The sequence below is a fragment of the Herbaspirillum sp. DW155 genome, assembly GCF_037076565.1.
Taxonomy (GTDB): Bacteria; Pseudomonadota; Gammaproteobacteria; order Burkholderiales; family Burkholderiaceae_D; genus Herbaspirillum.
Genome location: NZ_AP029028.1, coordinates 1,324,940 through 1,339,780, shown reverse-complemented (window position 1 = coordinate 1,339,780; position 14,841 = coordinate 1,324,940). Strand labels below are relative to the sequence as shown.

Annotated in this window: 15 protein-coding genes; 1 reads left to right on the top strand and 14 read right to left on the bottom strand. The window is 64.6% G+C overall.

Going from position 1 to position 14,841, the window contains the following annotated elements; all coding sequences use genetic code 11:
* The first annotated feature begins 278 nt into the window (after positions 1-278).
* A complete protein-coding gene (locus tag AACH55_RS06050) occupies positions 279-884 on the top strand; it encodes a nucleotidyltransferase family protein (RefSeq protein ID WP_338720200.1) in 606 nt (201 codons plus the stop codon).
* Positions 885-920: 36 nt separating this feature from the next.
* Here the strand turns inward: AACH55_RS06050 and AACH55_RS06045 are convergent, their stop codons facing one another.
* From AACH55_RS06045 to catA, 14 genes are all read right to left on the bottom strand, one after another.
* The gene (locus AACH55_RS06045; protein ID WP_338718522.1) at positions 921-1,697 is read right to left on the bottom strand and encodes a molybdopterin-dependent oxidoreductase; all 777 of its coding nucleotides are present in this window, start codon (positions 1,695-1,697) and stop codon (positions 921-923) included.
* Positions 1,694-2,308, bottom strand: a complete 615-nt coding sequence (locus AACH55_RS06040) for a cytochrome b/b6 domain-containing protein (RefSeq protein WP_338718521.1) — start codon at positions 2,306-2,308, stop codon at positions 1,694-1,696. The genes AACH55_RS06045 and AACH55_RS06040 overlap by 4 nt, the downstream gene beginning before the upstream one ends.
* 12 nt (positions 2,309-2,320) lie before the next feature.
* A complete protein-coding gene (locus AACH55_RS06035) occupies positions 2,321-2,953 on the bottom strand; it encodes a DUF5666 domain-containing protein (RefSeq protein WP_338718520.1) in 633 nt (210 codons plus the stop codon).
* A 534-nt stretch (positions 2,954-3,487) separates the two neighbouring features.
* Entirely contained in the window at positions 3,488-3,901 is a 414-nt protein-coding gene (locus AACH55_RS06030; protein ID WP_338718519.1) for a hypothetical protein, read from the bottom strand.
* A gap of 179 nt (positions 3,902-4,080) precedes the next feature.
* Positions 4,081-5,631 carry a dynamin family protein gene (locus AACH55_RS06025; protein ID WP_338718518.1) on the bottom strand — a complete coding sequence of 517 codons (1,551 nt, stop codon included), beginning with the start codon at positions 5,629-5,631 and terminating at the stop codon, positions 4,081-4,083.
* On the bottom strand, positions 5,628-6,899 hold the full coding sequence (locus AACH55_RS06020) for a GTPase (protein ID WP_338718517.1): 1,272 nt from the start codon (positions 6,897-6,899) through the stop codon (positions 5,628-5,630). The genes AACH55_RS06025 and AACH55_RS06020 overlap by 4 nt, the downstream gene beginning before the upstream one ends.
* Positions 6,900-6,917: 18 nt before the next feature.
* Positions 6,918-8,087, bottom strand: a complete 1,170-nt coding sequence (locus tag AACH55_RS06015) for a benzoate/H(+) symporter BenE family transporter (protein WP_338720198.1) — start codon at positions 8,085-8,087, stop codon at positions 6,918-6,920.
* 100 nt (positions 8,088-8,187) lie between these two features.
* Positions 8,188-9,549 carry an aromatic acid/H+ symport family MFS transporter gene (locus AACH55_RS06010; RefSeq protein WP_338718516.1) on the bottom strand — a complete coding sequence of 454 codons (1,362 nt, stop codon included), beginning with the start codon at positions 9,547-9,549 and terminating at the stop codon, positions 8,188-8,190.
* Positions 9,550-9,647: 98 nt separating this feature from the next.
* Complete coding sequence (locus tag AACH55_RS06005) at positions 9,648-10,064, bottom strand: RidA family protein (RefSeq protein WP_338718515.1); 417 nt, start codon at positions 10,062-10,064, stop codon at positions 9,648-9,650.
* 27 nt (positions 10,065-10,091) lie between these two features.
* Positions 10,092-10,865 (bottom strand): benzoate diol dehydrogenase BenD, encoded by a 774-nt coding sequence (gene benD, locus AACH55_RS06000; RefSeq protein ID WP_338718513.1) that lies wholly within the window; start codon positions 10,863-10,865, stop codon positions 10,092-10,094.
* Positions 10,862-11,887, bottom strand: a complete 1,026-nt coding sequence (gene benC, locus AACH55_RS05995) for a benzoate 1,2-dioxygenase electron transfer component BenC (RefSeq protein ID WP_338718512.1) — start codon at positions 11,885-11,887, stop codon at positions 10,862-10,864. The genes benD and benC overlap by 4 nt, the downstream gene beginning before the upstream one ends.
* A 21-nt stretch (positions 11,888-11,908) precedes the next feature.
* Positions 11,909-12,403 (bottom strand): benzoate 1,2-dioxygenase small subunit, encoded by a 495-nt coding sequence (gene benB, locus AACH55_RS05990; RefSeq protein WP_338718511.1) that lies wholly within the window; start codon positions 12,401-12,403, stop codon positions 11,909-11,911.
* Positions 12,400-13,773: a Rieske 2Fe-2S domain-containing protein gene (locus AACH55_RS05985; RefSeq protein ID WP_338718509.1), complete on the bottom strand. Its 1,374-nt coding sequence runs from the start codon at positions 13,771-13,773 to the stop codon at positions 12,400-12,402. Before AACH55_RS05985 ends, benB begins: the two co-directional genes overlap by 4 nt.
* 117 nt (positions 13,774-13,890) lie before the next feature.
* Positions 13,891-14,826, bottom strand: a complete 936-nt coding sequence (catA, locus tag AACH55_RS05980; RefSeq protein WP_338718507.1) for a catechol 1,2-dioxygenase — start codon at positions 14,824-14,826, stop codon at positions 13,891-13,893.
* Between the last annotated feature and the right edge of the window lie 15 nt (positions 14,827-14,841).

Genomic DNA, 14,841 nt, shown 5'->3' with positions numbered 1-14,841 from the left:
ATTCTAGGAGTCCAAGACCGTGGCGACCATATCAAAATGAACAAGCATGCTATGCCAAAACGGCAACGCAGGCGTGCAAAGCCTTGCCCGGCAAGGATAGCGCAAACTAGCCGGATGGAAACAGTTTGAAATGCAAACATCTGTCTGTGTTGTAAGGACGTGATTGCGCCGCGGCTTTATCGGCTCACCGTCGAGCTTGCGCGCAGCGCGGCGCTCGTGCGGGGCCAAACTTGGGCACAATGGAGTCCCTCTTTCCGTATCCGCAATCCTGCCGCGCCATGCCCACGCCGACCTCCCCCATCGCCCTGCTGCTGGCCGCCGGCCGGGGCAGCCGCTTCGATGCCCACGCACACAAGCTGCTGCAACCCTTCGTCCATCATGATGGACGTGCCGGCATCGTCGCTACCGCTACGGCGGCAGCCTTGCTGGAGGTGATGCCGGTGGTGGCGGTGGTCCATGAGGCCGGCCCGCTGGCCGATGCCCTGCGCCAGCTTGGCTGCACGGTCTGCATGCCTGGGGCCGGTGAACCCCGAGAGATGAGCGCCTCCCTGCGTTGCGGCTTGCAACAGGCGGCCGATGCCTCGGGGTGGCTGGTGGCCTTGGCCGACATGCCGCGCGTGCAGCCGTCCACGCTGCGCCGCTTGCGCGATGCGCTGGCGGGAGGGGCATCGATGGTGGTACCGGTGATGCAAGGACGCCGCGGCAACCCGGCCGGATTTTCACGGGAGCATTGGCCAGAGCTGCTGGCTCTGCAGGGCGACCGTGGCGCGCGGGCTTTACTGCAGGGACCGGCGCTGGTGGAGGTGGCAGTGGAGGATGAGGGGATATTTGCCGACGTCGATACCCCGGCTGATCTGCAGCGTTTGCGGGAGACACTGCGCTGATACGCGGTGCAGTGTCTCCCTCGCGGATTCTGTAATTCAGATGCCGCTGAACCAGTTGTAACCCTGGTCTTCCCAATAGCCACCCGGATTCTGATTGCTCACGAAGATGGCCACCACATGCTTGGGATTCTTGAAGCCCAGCTTGGTCGGCACGCGCACCTTGAGCGGATAGCCGTACTGTGTGGGTAAAGCTTCCTTGCCGAAGTCGAGCGCCAGGATGGTCTGCGGATGCAGCGCGGTGGGCATGTCCAGACTGGAGTAATAGCGGTCCGCACATTTGAAACCGACATACTTTGCGCTCAGGTCCGCCCCCACCGCCTGCAGGAAGAGGCGCAGCGGCACGCCCGACCACTGGCCGATGGCGCTCCAGCCTTCGATGCAGATGTGGCGCGTGATCTGGGCCGCCTGGGGCAAGGCACGCAGCCGTTCGAGCGTCCAGCTGCGCTTGTCGCTGACCAGCCCCGAGACTTCCAGCTGCCAGTCGCTGCCATCGATCTCCGGCGCGTTGAATTCTTCGTAGAAGGCATTGAACGGGAAGGGATTCGTGATCTGACTGGCCGCATAGGTCGGCGCCAGTTTCTGGCCCCGGAACAGCAGCGCCTGCACGCGGTCATTCCAGCGCGACATGGCCCACAGCAGCTTGTCCACGCTGTCGTTGTCCTGCAGGTCGCAGCCCGAGAGCATGGACAGCGCGCCCAGCGACAGCGCCGAGCGCAGCATGAGGCGCCGCTGCACCTTCACCAGCGCCGGGCGATGGTCGCTCAGCAGGATCTTCTGCGTGGCCGGCGCCTTGATGTCGTCCTGGTCTTTCATGATGAGCTGGCCTCCTTGTGACGGCCCCCGGTCAGCATGGGGATCAGTGTCTTGGGAACGAGCACCACCAGCGCCAGATGCACCACCACGAAAGCGACAATGCCGGCCATCGCGGCGAAGTGCACCTTGCGGGCGAAGTCGAAGCCGCCGAAGACATTCGCCAGCCAGTCCAGCTGCACCGGTTTCCACAGGGCCAGTCCCGACAACACCACCAGGATGCCAGACAGGATCACGGCGCAATACAGCAGCCTCTGCACGGCGTTGTAGACGCCCGGCTGGTGCGGCAGGCGAAAGCGCATCGCCTGCATCGCATCGCGCCAGACTTCAGATGGACGCAGCGGCAGCAGATGGCGGCGGAAGTGCCCGCTCAGGCTGCCATAGAGCAGATAGAACAAGCCATTGGCGACCAGCAGCCACATCGCCGCGAAGTGCCAGGCGATGGCGCCGCCGAGCCAGCCGCCCAGGGTCAGCCCGACCGGGAATTTGAAACCGAAGAGGGGCGAGGCGTTGTAGATGCCCCAGCCACTGGGGACCATGCAGGCGATGGCCACGGCATTGAGCCAATGCGCGATGCGCACGGCCAGCGGGTGAAGAACGGGTGGGCGGGGCATCCTGGCTCCTGCTTACATCGGCGGGGTGATGCCGTTCTTGCCGGCGCTGATGCTGTTGGCGGTCAGACTGCCATCGGCATTCTTGCGCGCACGCACCACCACCTTGACGCCCGCGGCCAGCAGCGAGCGGTCACCGGGTTCGATGTTGACCACGGGGACATCCTCGGGCACTACGATCTTCTTCTCGCCGTCCTTGTACTTCAGCGTCAGGGTGCGGCCATGGCTGGCGACCACATCGCCCACGGTGCCGTTGGTCATGGTGCTGTTGGGCGCCAGATCGAAGGGACGATGGCCATCGCCGGTGCCGGCCATGGCAGGCGGGAAGACGTGGACCTCCAGCGCCTTCTGGGAGCCATCCGGCTGGGGAATGCCGGCCGCGCCGATGTAGCTGCCGGGCTTGATGTCATTGATGTTGGCAATCGAGATGGCGGCCACGCGGGTGTCCTTGTCCAGCGCCACGTTTTGCTCGCCGCCCTTGTTGCTCTTGACGACCAGCTGGTCCTTGCCGACCGAGACGATGGCGCCGCGAATGCCGATCTGCTGCGCGGGTGTCTGGGCCGACGCCACCGAGGCAAGCAGCTGGCTGACCAGCAGCGCCGGAACCAGCGCGCCACGGACGAATTGGGACAAAGTTGTTTTCATCATGGGGAGGGGATCCTGAAAGACGTTTTTGATGGGGGAGCCTGATTCTAGGCAATGCAAAACGTCATTCGAATGACATTTGAATGACAAAAATGTCATTCTTCGCGCGCTGCGGGTGGGCGGTGTAAAGAGGTAAGAGTTAAGAGGTAGAGGTCGTCAGCAAAAAATCGCCGCTCCTGAATGACCCAGGAACGGCGGTCTTGTTGAATCTGTGCTGCTGGGCTCAGCAGACGTTCGGACTGGGCAGGCCCTTCAGGGCCGTATCGAAGCCTGTCCTGATCCGGCCGAAGGGCTGCCCTTGAGCTTGATGCACAGGCGCGCCTTCGATACGCGGCTGCGCCGCTACTCAGGGCGAACGGTGGTAGCGGCGCGGCTAAGACTCAATTTGCACAGGCGCGCCTTCGATACGCGGCTGCGCCGCTACTCAGGACGAACGGTAGTAGCGGCGCGGCTAAGACTCAATTTGCACAGGCGCGCCTTCGATACGCGGCTGCGCCGCTACTCAGGGCGAACGGTAGTAGCGGCGCGGCTAAAGACTCAGTTATCCTGATGCGCCCAATTGAAGCTCAGCGCAACCGGCTTCTCTGCCACGCTGACCTTGGTGGTCTTCTTGACGCCGTTGTAGACGGCCGTGATTTCATACTCGCCGGAAGGCAGCTTGAGGTTGGTCATCGGTCCCGCGCTCGGCAGGCTGAACACGCTCTTGCCGTGATGATCGGCCACGTTGAGCTTGACGTTGCTGACGTAGGCCCCATCCTTGGCTTCGGAAAACAGCAGGCGCAGGTTGTAATCCTTGGCCGCCTCGCGCAGCTTGGCCTGCTCGCCCGCGCCGATGCCGCCGTTCATGTAGGCGACCGTGCCCTGCATGTCCTGGGCGTGAGTCAGTGGTGCAGCCATTCCGGCGAGGCCGAAGACGATGGCACTGATGGCGGTGATCTTGGTGATGTCCATGATGGCTCCTTGTCGTGGTTCAGGATGAAAGCGCTGCCGCTCCATGGCGGGGCGTCGGGGCCGGCTCAATGCTGAGCTGACCGCCGATGTAGCTACTCTAGGTCCGCAAAATTAAGGGATCCTTAACACGAGAAAAGATTCCGGTTGCCGCCACCAGCCACCAGCCGCAGGCTATCGCCTCAGCGCCCCGCCACATCTTCCGGCACGCGCCGCAGTTCGTCTTCCATCTGTTCCAGGCGCCGGGCATGGGACTGGATGACCTCGCGCTGCCCGGACACTGCAGCAGACAGTGCCGTGAGACGGCCAGTACAGTACTCGGCCACTTCATCGGACAGTTGCTCCAGGGCGGCCAGTACACTTTGCCCCAGCGCTTCGTACAGTTTTTCGTAGGACGGCGGCAAGTCGTCGGCGATGTGTTCATAGCCGCTGCCTCCCGGCAGCACCAGCGCCACCGGCGCTGGCACCGGCAAAACGTGGCTGTCCAGCAGCGCACGCGCATGGCGCTCGAAGGCGTGCATCAGTTGTGGCTGCACAGTGGCCACCACGGCGCTCACGCCCCTGCCGGCCGCATGCTGCTCCAGCAAGGCCGGCAGGCCCGGCATGAGCTCGCGCCAGGCCAGTTGCACGATGCGCGCGCACTGCGCCGGCAGCGCTGCCTGTTCGCTCTCCAGCAGCTGCTGCAAGCCCTGCAATGCCGGCAGGGTCTGGCCCTGCAAGGGGGCCAGTACGTCTTCCTGCAGATGGTGCAGCAGCACTTCGGCCGGCTTGCGGTCGCGGTAGGCCAGGGCCGGTGCCAGCAGGTCGGAGAGCGCCGCGTACAGGCGCTCGAAACCGGCTGCCTTCATCGCCTGCGCATCCGCACCGGCACTGCGGGCGACGTGCGCGGAGACCGAGACCGGCTCCTTCAGCTGACGCACCGCCACACCCAGTGTCTGCAGTTTTTCGGCAGCACGCGCGCGCACATCGGCTTCCTGCTCGGCGCGGTTGGCGTCGGATTTGTTGCGCAGGCATTTGACGATCTGGCCGTCCACTTCATCCTCGTCGATGACGTCGCTGCGCGTGAGCACCGGCAGCAGCGGCTTGCCCCGACGCAGTTCGCGCGCCAGTTCGTCAAGCTCCTGGACCTGGCCCGGCGAGGTCGAACTGGTCAGCCACAGCACCGCATCGGCGCTGTCGAGAAAGCGCTGGGTCAGGGCGGCATTGTCATCGGTGGCCGAGTGCAGGCCGGGCGTATCGAGCAAGACCAGGCCATCACCCAGGCAGACGCCTTGCAGGCGCGCGGTGGTCTCGGTGGCGCCTTCATGGAAAGGATCGTCACTCTCTGCCAGTTGCCCGCCCTGCAGGTGGAAATACTGCACCGCCTGGTGGCGCTCGCCGAAGCGCTGTGCGAGAAAATTGCATAAGGAGCTTTTACCGGCATTGAACTTGCCGAACACCAGCACCATCAGCTTGCCCTCGAAGCGCTGCGCCAGCGCGCGCGCGGGCGCCAGAGCGATCCATTGTTCTTCGCGGCGCCGGGTCTGGCGCGCCAGGTCTTCCTGCAACGTGGCGATACGGCGGGCGATCGGGCTGCTGCCCTGCCATCCGCCGGCCTGCAGGCGCGCGCCCTGCATGGCCTGGCCCAGTGAAGCCAGCCAGTCGCGCAGCGCCGCCAGCACCGGCTGCAGGTCGGTCTCATTCTGGCCGGTGCGGCCGATGGCTTCGATGAAGCGCTGTTCTTCGGGGTTCATGCGCCGGCTCCTTCGCGCAAGCGCGCCAATGCCCGCAGGGCACGCTCATGGGCATGCCGCTCGGCCTCGCTGCGCAGGATCTGCTGCTGCAAGGCCTGGCGGTCTTCCGACAATTCGTAGTAATGCAGGAAGGACGCCATCAGTTGCGCCTGTCCGGCCGGCTCGCAGAACTGGCGACGCAGGTCGGCGCGGTATTTGATCGAGACCCCCAGCACCGCCACCATCACGGTATCGAGGCTCGCCACCGAAGTGCGCTGGCTGGCCGGCAGCCCTTCCACGCCATGCTGGATCAGATGCGCGCGGATGGCGATGCAGGCCCGCGAATAGGCGACGTGGATGCGTGCCCGTTCGCGCTTGCCGGCCGTCAGCCTGAACTCGTCGGAGGCGCTATCGGGCAGCAGGGCCGGGTCGTCGCCCTGCAGTTCGACGATGGGCAGCAGGTCTTGATGCACCTTTTTCAGCACGGCCTGCAAGCCTTGCTCAAAATCGTGGCGCTGCTGTTGCTGGCGTTGCCGCAAGGCCAGCAAGGTGGCCTCCACGGCGGCCTGCTGGTGCTGCAATTGCTGGCCGATCTCGGTGAAGAGCAGGCCGCGTTCGTGCTCACGCGCTGCCGGCACCTGCTCCACCACCTCGCGCAGCAAGGCCTGCAGCGCGGGAATGCCGCTTCGCTGCAGCAGCAGCGACTTGCCGCCTTCCACGCCACTGCGGTGGCGCGTGGACGACACCGGATGCAGCCTCAGGCCCGGTGCCTGCGTCTGAATGGCGGCGCTGACCTTGGCCAGTTGCTCGTCGTCGCTCATCTGGTCCACCTGCGTCAGCACGAAGAGCGTCTGCCGCCGCGTGCGCTGCTGGTCCTGACGCAGCGCCTGCAACAGATGAGTTTCGGCGGCGTCCAGTTCACCCTCCTTGGCGGCATGCACGAACAGGCGCACGTCGGCCTGCAACCAGGTGGCTTCCTGAGCATGACTATCATCCTGCAGGGCGACGTCGGCATCCAGTCCCGGTGCATCCAGCCAGCGCAGTTCGGCGTGGTGATGTTCGGATAGCGTGACCGTCTCGCGCCGGTCGGCGACCGCAAACACGTCGCGCCCCATCAGTTCGTTGAGCAGCCGGCTCTTGCCGTGGTTGTACTTGCCGACCACGGTGATGGTCGGCGCGGCCTGCGTCCGTGCCAGCACGCGCAGACGCGCCAGGTCATGCGCGCGGCCGGGGGCCACGGCCAGCACCTCGCGGGCCAGTGGGTCGAAGAGGTCTTGCTGCGGGTTCATTGTGGTCTCCATGCGTTTTCATTTTTTCTGGACGGGGCGGCCGATCAGCCAGTAGGCGGCCATGCCGATGACCACGCCCCAGAATGCCGCGCCCAGTCCGAACAGCGTCATGCCGGAGGCAGTGGCGAGAAAGGTGATGACGGCCGGTTCGGCATAGCTGCCGTCTTCGCTCATCAGGCGGATGTTGGACACGATGGCGCCGATCAGCGCCAGCCCGGCCAGGGCCGCGATCAGTTCCTTGGGAAAGGCCGCAAAGAGCGTCACGATGGACGCCGCAAACGTGCCGCCGATGAGATAGAAGACGCCGTTGGCAATACCGGCGATGTAGCGCCGGCGCGGCTCGGGATGCGCATCCTTGCCGGTACAGAGCGCCGCCGTGATGGCCGCCAGCACGATGGTGATGCCGCCGAAGCAGGCCGTCACCAGCGACGCCAGGCCGGTGCCGGTGACCACGGCGCGCGTGGGCGGATGGTAGCCCGCCAGTTGCAGCACCGCCATGCCCGGCAGGAACTGCCCGGTCAGGCTCACCAGCACGAGCGGCACGGTCAGGCTGAAGAACACGCCGACGCTGAACTGCGGTGCGACGAAGACCGGCTGCGCCAGTTGCAGATGCAGCGCCCCCATGTCGGTGCGGCCGCTGGCGAAGGCCACCGCAAACCCGGTCAGCGCCACCACCACGATGCCGTAACGCGGCCACCAGCGGCGCCCGGCGAGATAAGCCGCGAGCATGGCGAACACCATCAGCGGTGCGCCCACACTGGAGCGGAAGGCTTGCACGCCGAACTGGAACAGGATGCCCGCCATCATCCCGGCAGCAATGCCCTTGGGGATGAAGGCGAGGATTTTTTCGAAGTAGCCGGTCACGCCGATGGCGATCAGGATCAGGGCCGCCATCACATAAGCGCCCACCACATCGGCCATGCCGATGCCGGGAAAGAGACTCAGCAGCAGCGCCGTCCCCGGCGCCGACCAGGCCGTGATGATGGGCATCCTGAACCACCAGCTCAAGAGCAGCCCGCTCACCCCCGCACCCATGGAGATGCCCCAGACCCAGGACACCAGTTGCGCCTCGGGCACCTGCCCGGCATGCGCCGCCTGCACGAAGATCACCAGCGGGCCGGCATAGGAAATCAGGACTGCCAGAAAACCGGCCACCCACGCCGTGAGCGAACCTTGTCGTTGCACCATCGAAGCTTCCTTGCTCATGCCACCTCACCTCTGCACAAAAGACCCGGCGCCTGGCGGATTGCTCCCCCAGGCGCCCCACTGGCCTGACCCGACCGCGATGTCAGACGCTGCGCGAGACCGGTGCGGCCGTCACGCTGACCGTCTCAGGTGCGCTGCGCTGAGCATGGCGATAGCGTAGCAGGAAGATGCCGAAGGCCAGCGCCGCCACCAGACCCGGAATGGCGAAGACCAGGAAATTCATCGTCAGTGGCAAGGCCGCCGCCATCAGCGCGCCGCCCAGCAGCGGACCCACGATGGCCCCCGAGCGCCCCACTCCCGAGGCCCAGCCCAGGCCGGTGGAACGGATCGCCAGCGGATAGAACTGGGCGGTGTTGGCATACAGCAGGATCTGCGTGCCGATGGTGGTGGCGCCGGCCACGATGATGAGCAGGTACAGCACCGGCGTAGGACTGTTGTAGCCCAGCAGGGCGATGGCCACCGTGCCGACGGCGAAGAAGCTGACCACCACCTTGGGCAAGCTGAAACGGTCTCCCAGCCAGCCACCGCCGATGGCACCGACCACGCCGCCGAAGTTGAGCGCCAGCAGGAAGGACAGCGAGGAGCCCAGGCTGTAGCCGGCGCTGGCCATGAGTTTGGGCAGCCAGGAGCCGAGCGCATAGACCATCAGGAGGCAGCAGAAGAAGGCGATCCAGATCATCAGCGTGCCCACCGTGCGGTCCTGCTTGAACAGTTCCAGCATGGGTGCACCGGACGGCTTGGCGTCGCCCTGCACCAGTTGCACATCGGCGCCGGGGACAGCTTGCGGAGCGACCTGTGCCAGCATGGCGCGGGCCTGCTCTTGTTTGCCGGCGCGTAGCAGGAAGCCGACCGATTCCGGCAGCTTCCACAGGATCACCGGCAGCAGCACCAGCGGCACGGCAGCAGCGAAGAACATCGATTGCCAGCCGAAGTTGGGCAGCATCCAGATGCCCAGCCCCGCGCACAGCACGCCGCCCAGCGAGTAACCGCTGAACATGATGGCCACCAGAGTGCTGCGCAGACGTTTCGGTGCGTATTCATTCATCAGCGCCACCGCATTGGGCATGAGGCCGCCGCAGCCCAGGCCAGCGGCGAAGCGGAAGATGCCAAACTCCGTGGGCGACGTGGCAAAGCCGCTCAGGAAAGTGGAAACGCTGAAGAGCACGAAGCTGATCGCCACGCCCTTCTTGCGGCCGATGCGGTCAGCCAGCGGACCGAAGACGAAGGCACCGAACATCATGCCGAAGAGCGCATAGCTGCCCAGGGCGCCGGCCTGCACCGGCGAGAGCGTCCACTCCTTCATCAGCACCGGCAGCACGGCACCGTAGATGAACAGGTCATAGCCGTCGAACACCAGCAGCAATGCGCACAGGCACATCACCATCCAGTGGAATTGCGTAAAACGCGCGCCATCGATGAGTTGGCTCACTTCCTGGGTTTTCATGGGGTCTCCTCCTCCTTGGTGTGGGTAGTCTTCCGTCGACTGCGCTGTTATGGTCTGCTTGCTGTTTGCGCGGACGGATCATTGGTCCTGCTTGCGTGTCAGGCTGGTGTGGTTCCCTTCTTGCGCAGATGCGCCACCGCCTTGATTTCGATGATGTAACCCGGTCCGCCCCCGAGCATGTGGGCGCCGGTGGCGGTCCAGGCCGGCAGCGGGTAACTGGTCAGATAGCGTTGGCGCACCTTGATGAACAGCGGCAGGTCGCGCATGTCGGTGTGGAAGGTGGAGAGATCGACGATATCGTCCAGCGTGCCACCTGCGGTCTCCAGCACATGCTTGAGGTTCTCGAAGGCTTGCACGATCTGGGCTTCGCGCGGCTCGACCAGTTTCATGTCGGGACCGCGCCCGATCTGGCCGGACACGTACAGCACATCACCCACCAGCACACCGGGGGCATAGCCGATTTTTTCGTAGACCTCTTCCATTCCCTTGGGAATGATGGCCTGGCGTTCAGACATGGTGTCTCCGTTCGATGAAATGGGGCCTCAGCCGTTGTCGCCGCCGGCCACCGGCAACACGGCGCCGGTGATGTAGCTGGCTTCATCGGAGGCGATAAAGAGAATCGGCGCGATCTGCTCTTCCAGCGTGCCGTAGCGTTTGAAGAAGTTGGACCCGGTGACCTGCTGCACGGCCTCCTGCATCCATGCCTGCTCCTGTGCGCTGTCGCCCTCGGCGTTGCGCGGCACGCGGCGCGGTGGCGCCTGGGTGCCGCCGGGCGCGGTGGCCACCACGCGGATGCCCTGCTCGCCGTACTCCATCGCCAGTGCGGTGGTCAGGGCATTGACCCCGCCCTTGGCCGCCGAGTACGGCACGCGACGAATACCGCGCGTGGCATTGGAAGAGACGTTGACGATGGTGCCCCGGCCTTGCTGCAGCATGTGCGGCAACACGGCATGACAGCCATAGAGCGTGGGCATGAGCGAGCGGCGGATTTCGGCATCAATCTGCGCGGCTTCGAATTCGGCAAAGGGTCGCATGCGGATGGCGCCACCCACGCCATTGATCAGCAGGTCGATGCGGCCATGCAGCTGCATCGCCCGCGCCATCGCGGCGTGCGCACCGGCGTAGGTTTCGAGATCGGCGATGAAGCCGGTCCCGCGCCCTTGCGGCAGTTCCGCCGCCACTTCATGGATGAATTCGGCGCGGTCCACCAGCAGCACCTGCCCGCCTTCTTGCGCAATGCCCAAGGCCACGCCACGCAGGATGCCCTGGGCCGCGCCTGTGACCACGGCGACCTTGCCGCTGAAGCGAGTGCTCATGCCGCCACCGCCACCGGCTGGCTGGTGACGAACTTCTCGTAATGGAAGCTGGCCGGCACGATGCCTTGTGACTGGAAGTGCTTCTGCACCGCCTCCACCATCGGCGGCGGACCGCACAGGTAGACATCGACCGCGCCATCGTGCAACACCTCGGCCGGCATGTGCTGGGTCACGTAGCCCTGGCGAGGATGGGTGGTCGCGGCATCGGCCACACAGGTGGTGAAGCTGAAACCGGGCAAGCGCTTCGCCAGATCTTCAAGACGATCCACCAAGACCAGATCCTGATCGCGCGTCACGCCATAGATCAGGTGGACCGGTTGCTGCACATCCTGTTGCACCATCTCCTCCAACATCGCCAGGAAAGGCGCCAACCCGGTACCACCGGCCAGCATCAGCACGGGCTTGTTGACCGGGCGCAGGTAAAAACTGCCCAGCGGACCGGTCATCTCCAGCGCGTCGCCGTTGCCGGCCTTGCGCAGCCAGCCGCTCATCAGGCCACCCGGCACGTTCTTGATGAGAAAGCGCATGCGCGTGGCACCCGAGGGCGAGCTGAACGAATACGAGCGATGCTGGCCGCTGCCCGGCACGGTGATGTTGACGTATTGCCCCGGCAGGAAAGCCGGGGCGTCGGCCGCCACCTCCAGCACCAGTTCGAAGGCCGCCTCACCGAAGGCGGTGACCCCGGCCACCTTGCCGTTGAACCTGGCGCTGCCGGTCTTGCAGGCGGTGGAGGCCACCGGCACGGCGACCACGCAATCGGATTGCGGGATCATCTGGCAGGTCAGCACCATCCCTTGTCCGGCTTCATCGCTGCTCAGTGCATCATCGATGTAGTCGTCGCCCAGGTCGTACTCTCCGCTCTCGGCGCGGCACTTGCAGGTACCGCACACGCCATCGGAACAATCCATGGGCAGGTTGATGCGCTGGCGGAAGGCGGCGTCCAGGACTTTTTCCCGGGCGCCGCACTCGATGATGCGGGTCACCCCGTCTTCAAAATTGAGGGCGATGCGATAGCTGCTCATGTCATGTCTCCTGCGGGCCGGTCAGACGTGATAGACGTCGATGACCTGGCGGATGTAGTCGTTCTTCAGCATGATTTTCTTACGGGCGATCTGGAAACCGCCCTCTACCTTGCGCAAGCTCACCAGCGCGGTGCCGAAGAACTGGTCGGTGATCCTGTAGCGGTGCGACAGGGTGTGGAAGTTGTAGCGCACCTCCACCACGTCATCGGACTCATCCAGTATCTCCACGTTGGCGATCATGTGACTGGTGCGCGGCTCCGGCATGGAGGCGCTGGAGCGTTCGGTCTTGATGCGAAATACGCGGTCTTCCAGTCCATCGCGATTGGCGTAATACATCAGCGAAATCTCGCGCTGCGGGTCTTCGGTGAGCTGGTCATCGTCGTCCCAGGCCGGCATCCAGTATTCGACGTCCGGGGCGTATAGTTCCAGCCAGGATTCCCACTGGCGTTCGTCGAGGTAACGCGCCTCGCGGTAGAGAAAGGCGCAGACGGTATCGGTTGCAATGGGCTGGCTCATGCTGCGGCTCCTTCCTGTGCGGCGGCGCGTTCCTTGCTGACGGCCTTGCGCATCTGCTCGGTCCAGTAGTGGTGCTGGCAGACGAAGAGGCCTTCGTCTTCGCTGCGCTCACCGCTCAGTTTGGGATTCATGCCCATCTTCTTCGCATTCTCGTCCGGGCCCTGCTTCCACAGCGGCGCGCCCCGGCTCATGTCGTTGTAGCGCACCGTTGAACCGGCATAGCCGGCCTGGCAGGCGCGGAATTCTTCCAGATCGTCGGCGGTGCCCATGCCGGAGACGTTGAAGAAATCCTCGTACTGACGGATGCGCACGCGGCGGTCTTCATCGCTCTCGCCCTTGGGGCCGAAGCAGAAGATGCTGATCTCGGTCTGGTCCACGCTGATGGGACGGGCCACGCGGATCTGCGTGCCGAACTGGTCCATCAGGAACACGTTGGGGTAGAGGCACAGGTTGCGCGTCTGCGCCACGATGGTATCGGCGCGCGCCTGGCCCACGCGGGCGGCCAGTTCTTCGCGCTGGTTCCAGATCGGGCGCACTTCCGGATTGAGCGTGTTGGTCCACAGGAGGATGTGGCCATTCTCGAAACCGTAGACGCCGGCCACCGCCTTGCTCCAGTTGTTGGCGTCGGTGGCCTTGGTGCCGCCTTCCTTGCGGCGGCTCATGGTGGCCGCGTAGTTCCAGTGCACGGAACTGACATGGTAACCATCGCAACCATTTTCCATCTGCATCTTCCAGTTGCCGTCATAGAGGTAGCTGGAATTGCCACGCAGGACTTCCAGACCATTGGGCGCCTGGTCGACGATCTGGTCGATGATGATGCGGGTCTCGCCCAGATACTCTTCCAGCGGCAGCACGTCTTCCGACAGGCTGCCGAAGAGGAAGCCGCGATAGTTCTGGAAGCGCGCCACGCGGGTCAGATCGTGCGAGCCATTCTTGTTGAAGGAGACCGGATATTCGGTGGTCTTCTCGTCCTTGACCTTCAACAGCTTGCCCGTGTTGGAAAAGGTCCAGCCATGGAAGGGGCAGGTGAAGCTGCTCTTGTTGCCATGCTTGCGACGGCACAGCATGGCGCCCTTGTGGGCGCAGGCATTGATGACCGCGTGCAGCTCACCGTTCTTGTCGCGGGTGACCACGACCGGCTGGCGGCCGATCCAGGTGCTGTAGTAATCGTTGATCTCGGGGACCTGGCTCTCATGGGCCAGGTAGACCCAGTTCGATTCGAACAGGTGCTTCATCTCCAGTTCGAACAGGTCGGGGTTGGTGAAGATGTCGCGGCGGCAGCGGAAGATGCCGTTGGTGGCGTCCTCGTCCAGGGCGGTGTCGAGCAGACGTTCAAGCGCGTCGTACTTGTCGGCGGCGAGAGTGTTCATGTGAGGTTTCTCCAGGGTGCAGCCCACCGGCCGCGATGGCGGCCATCGCGGCAGTGCATGCGGCAGGGATGGGGCAGACCAGTGCGCCAGCAGCGCTGGCGCTGGACCATCAGGGGATCAGGCGGCCAGGCGCGGGCGGTCGACCACCTGGTTGTCGGCACCATTGACCAGTGCGGTCAGGGCGATGTCGAAGACGATCTCGGCAAACGGAGCTTCGAGGCCTTCGGCCTTGATGCTGGCCGCATCGGTGCGCTCGACCAGCGGCGGCACCAGACCTTCGCGGGTGGCGTAGGCGAAGTCGTCATAGATCAGCGGATCGCCTTCGATGTTGATCTGGGTGGTCAGCTTGCGATGGCCGTCGGCAGTGACGAAGAAGTGGATGTGCGCCGGACGGTTGCCGTGGCGGCCCAGCTGGTTCAGCAGTGCCTGGGTGGGACCGGCCGGCGGGCAGCCATAGGCGGCCGGCATGATGCTGCGGAATTTGTAGCGGCCCTGGGCATCGGTGATGATGGTGCGACGCATGTTGAAGGGCTTTTGCTCGCCGGTCGGATCGAAGTGCGAATAGAAGCCCTTGGTGTTGGCGTGCCAGACTTCCACCTGCGCGCCCGGCACGGGCTTGCCATCGGCGCCGTAGACGGTGCCGTGCATGATGATGGTCTTGCCGGATTTTTCGCTGCCGTCATCCAGTCGCGCAAAGCCCTGCTCCACCGGCGCACCGGCCACATACAGCGGACCTTCGATGGTGCGCGGGGTGCCGCCGGTGATGCCCAGCGCGGCGTCTTCGGCATCCATGCGCATGTCCAGGAAGCGGTCCAGACCCAGGCCCGGCGAGAGCAGACCGGCTTCGCTGGCGGTGCCCAGGCGGTTGATGTAGGCCACGCCGGCCCAGTATTCGTCGGAGGTGATCTCCAGGTCTTCGATGGTCTTGAACAGGTCCGAGAGGATGCGATGGACGATCTGCTTGGTGCGCGGGCTGCCGCCTTCGGTATCGAGGCCGCTGGCCAGACGCAGGAAATCCTGGACTTCGGGGGTGCTGAAAATCTTGGCTGCCATGTCATGTCTCCTAAT

Bases quoted from the DNA above. Each gene is read 5' to 3' on its own strand.
- AACH55_RS06015 (WP_338720198.1), bottom strand. From the start codon at position 8,087: ATGGTGCAACGACAAGGTTCGCTCACGGCGTGGGTGGCCGGTTTTCTG.
- AACH55_RS06025 (WP_338718518.1), bottom strand. From the start codon at position 5,631: ATGAACCCCGAAGAACAGCGCTTCATCGAAGCCATCGGCCGCACCGGC.
- AACH55_RS06040 (WP_338718521.1), bottom strand. From the start codon at position 2,308: ATGCCCCGCCCACCCGTTCTTCACCCGCTGGCCGTGCGCATCGCGCAT.
- benD (WP_338718513.1), bottom strand. From the start codon at position 10,865: ATGAGCACTCGCTTCAGCGGCAAGGTCGCCGTGGTCACAGGCGCGGCC.
- AACH55_RS06005 (WP_338718515.1), bottom strand. From the start codon at position 10,064: ATGTCTGAACGCCAGGCCATCATTCCCAAGGGAATGGAAGAGGTCTAC.
- AACH55_RS06020 (WP_338718517.1), bottom strand. From the start codon at position 6,899: ATGAACCCGCAGCAAGACCTCTTCGACCCACTGGCCCGCGAGGTGCTG.
- AACH55_RS06050 (WP_338720200.1), top strand. From the start codon at position 279: ATGCCCACGCCGACCTCCCCCATCGCCCTGCTGCTGGCCGCCGGCCGG.
- AACH55_RS06035 (WP_338718520.1), bottom strand. From the start codon at position 2,953: ATGATGAAAACAACTTTGTCCCAATTCGTCCGTGGCGCGCTGGTTCCG.
- benB (WP_338718511.1), bottom strand. From the start codon at position 12,403: ATGAGCCAGCCCATTGCAACCGATACCGTCTGCGCCTTTCTCTACCGC.
- AACH55_RS06045 (WP_338718522.1), bottom strand. From the start codon at position 1,697: ATGAAAGACCAGGACGACATCAAGGCGCCGGCCACGCAGAAGATCCTG.
- AACH55_RS06010 (WP_338718516.1), bottom strand. From the start codon at position 9,549: ATGAAAACCCAGGAAGTGAGCCAACTCATCGATGGCGCGCGTTTTACG.
- AACH55_RS05985 (WP_338718509.1), bottom strand. From the start codon at position 13,773: ATGAACACTCTCGCCGCCGACAAGTACGACGCGCTTGAACGTCTGCTC.
- benC (WP_338718512.1), bottom strand. From the start codon at position 11,887: ATGAGCAGCTATCGCATCGCCCTCAATTTTGAAGACGGGGTGACCCGC.
- AACH55_RS06030 (WP_338718519.1), bottom strand. From the start codon at position 3,901: ATGGACATCACCAAGATCACCGCCATCAGTGCCATCGTCTTCGGCCTC.
- catA (WP_338718507.1), bottom strand. From the start codon at position 14,826: ATGGCAGCCAAGATTTTCAGCACCCCCGAAGTCCAGGATTTCCTGCGT.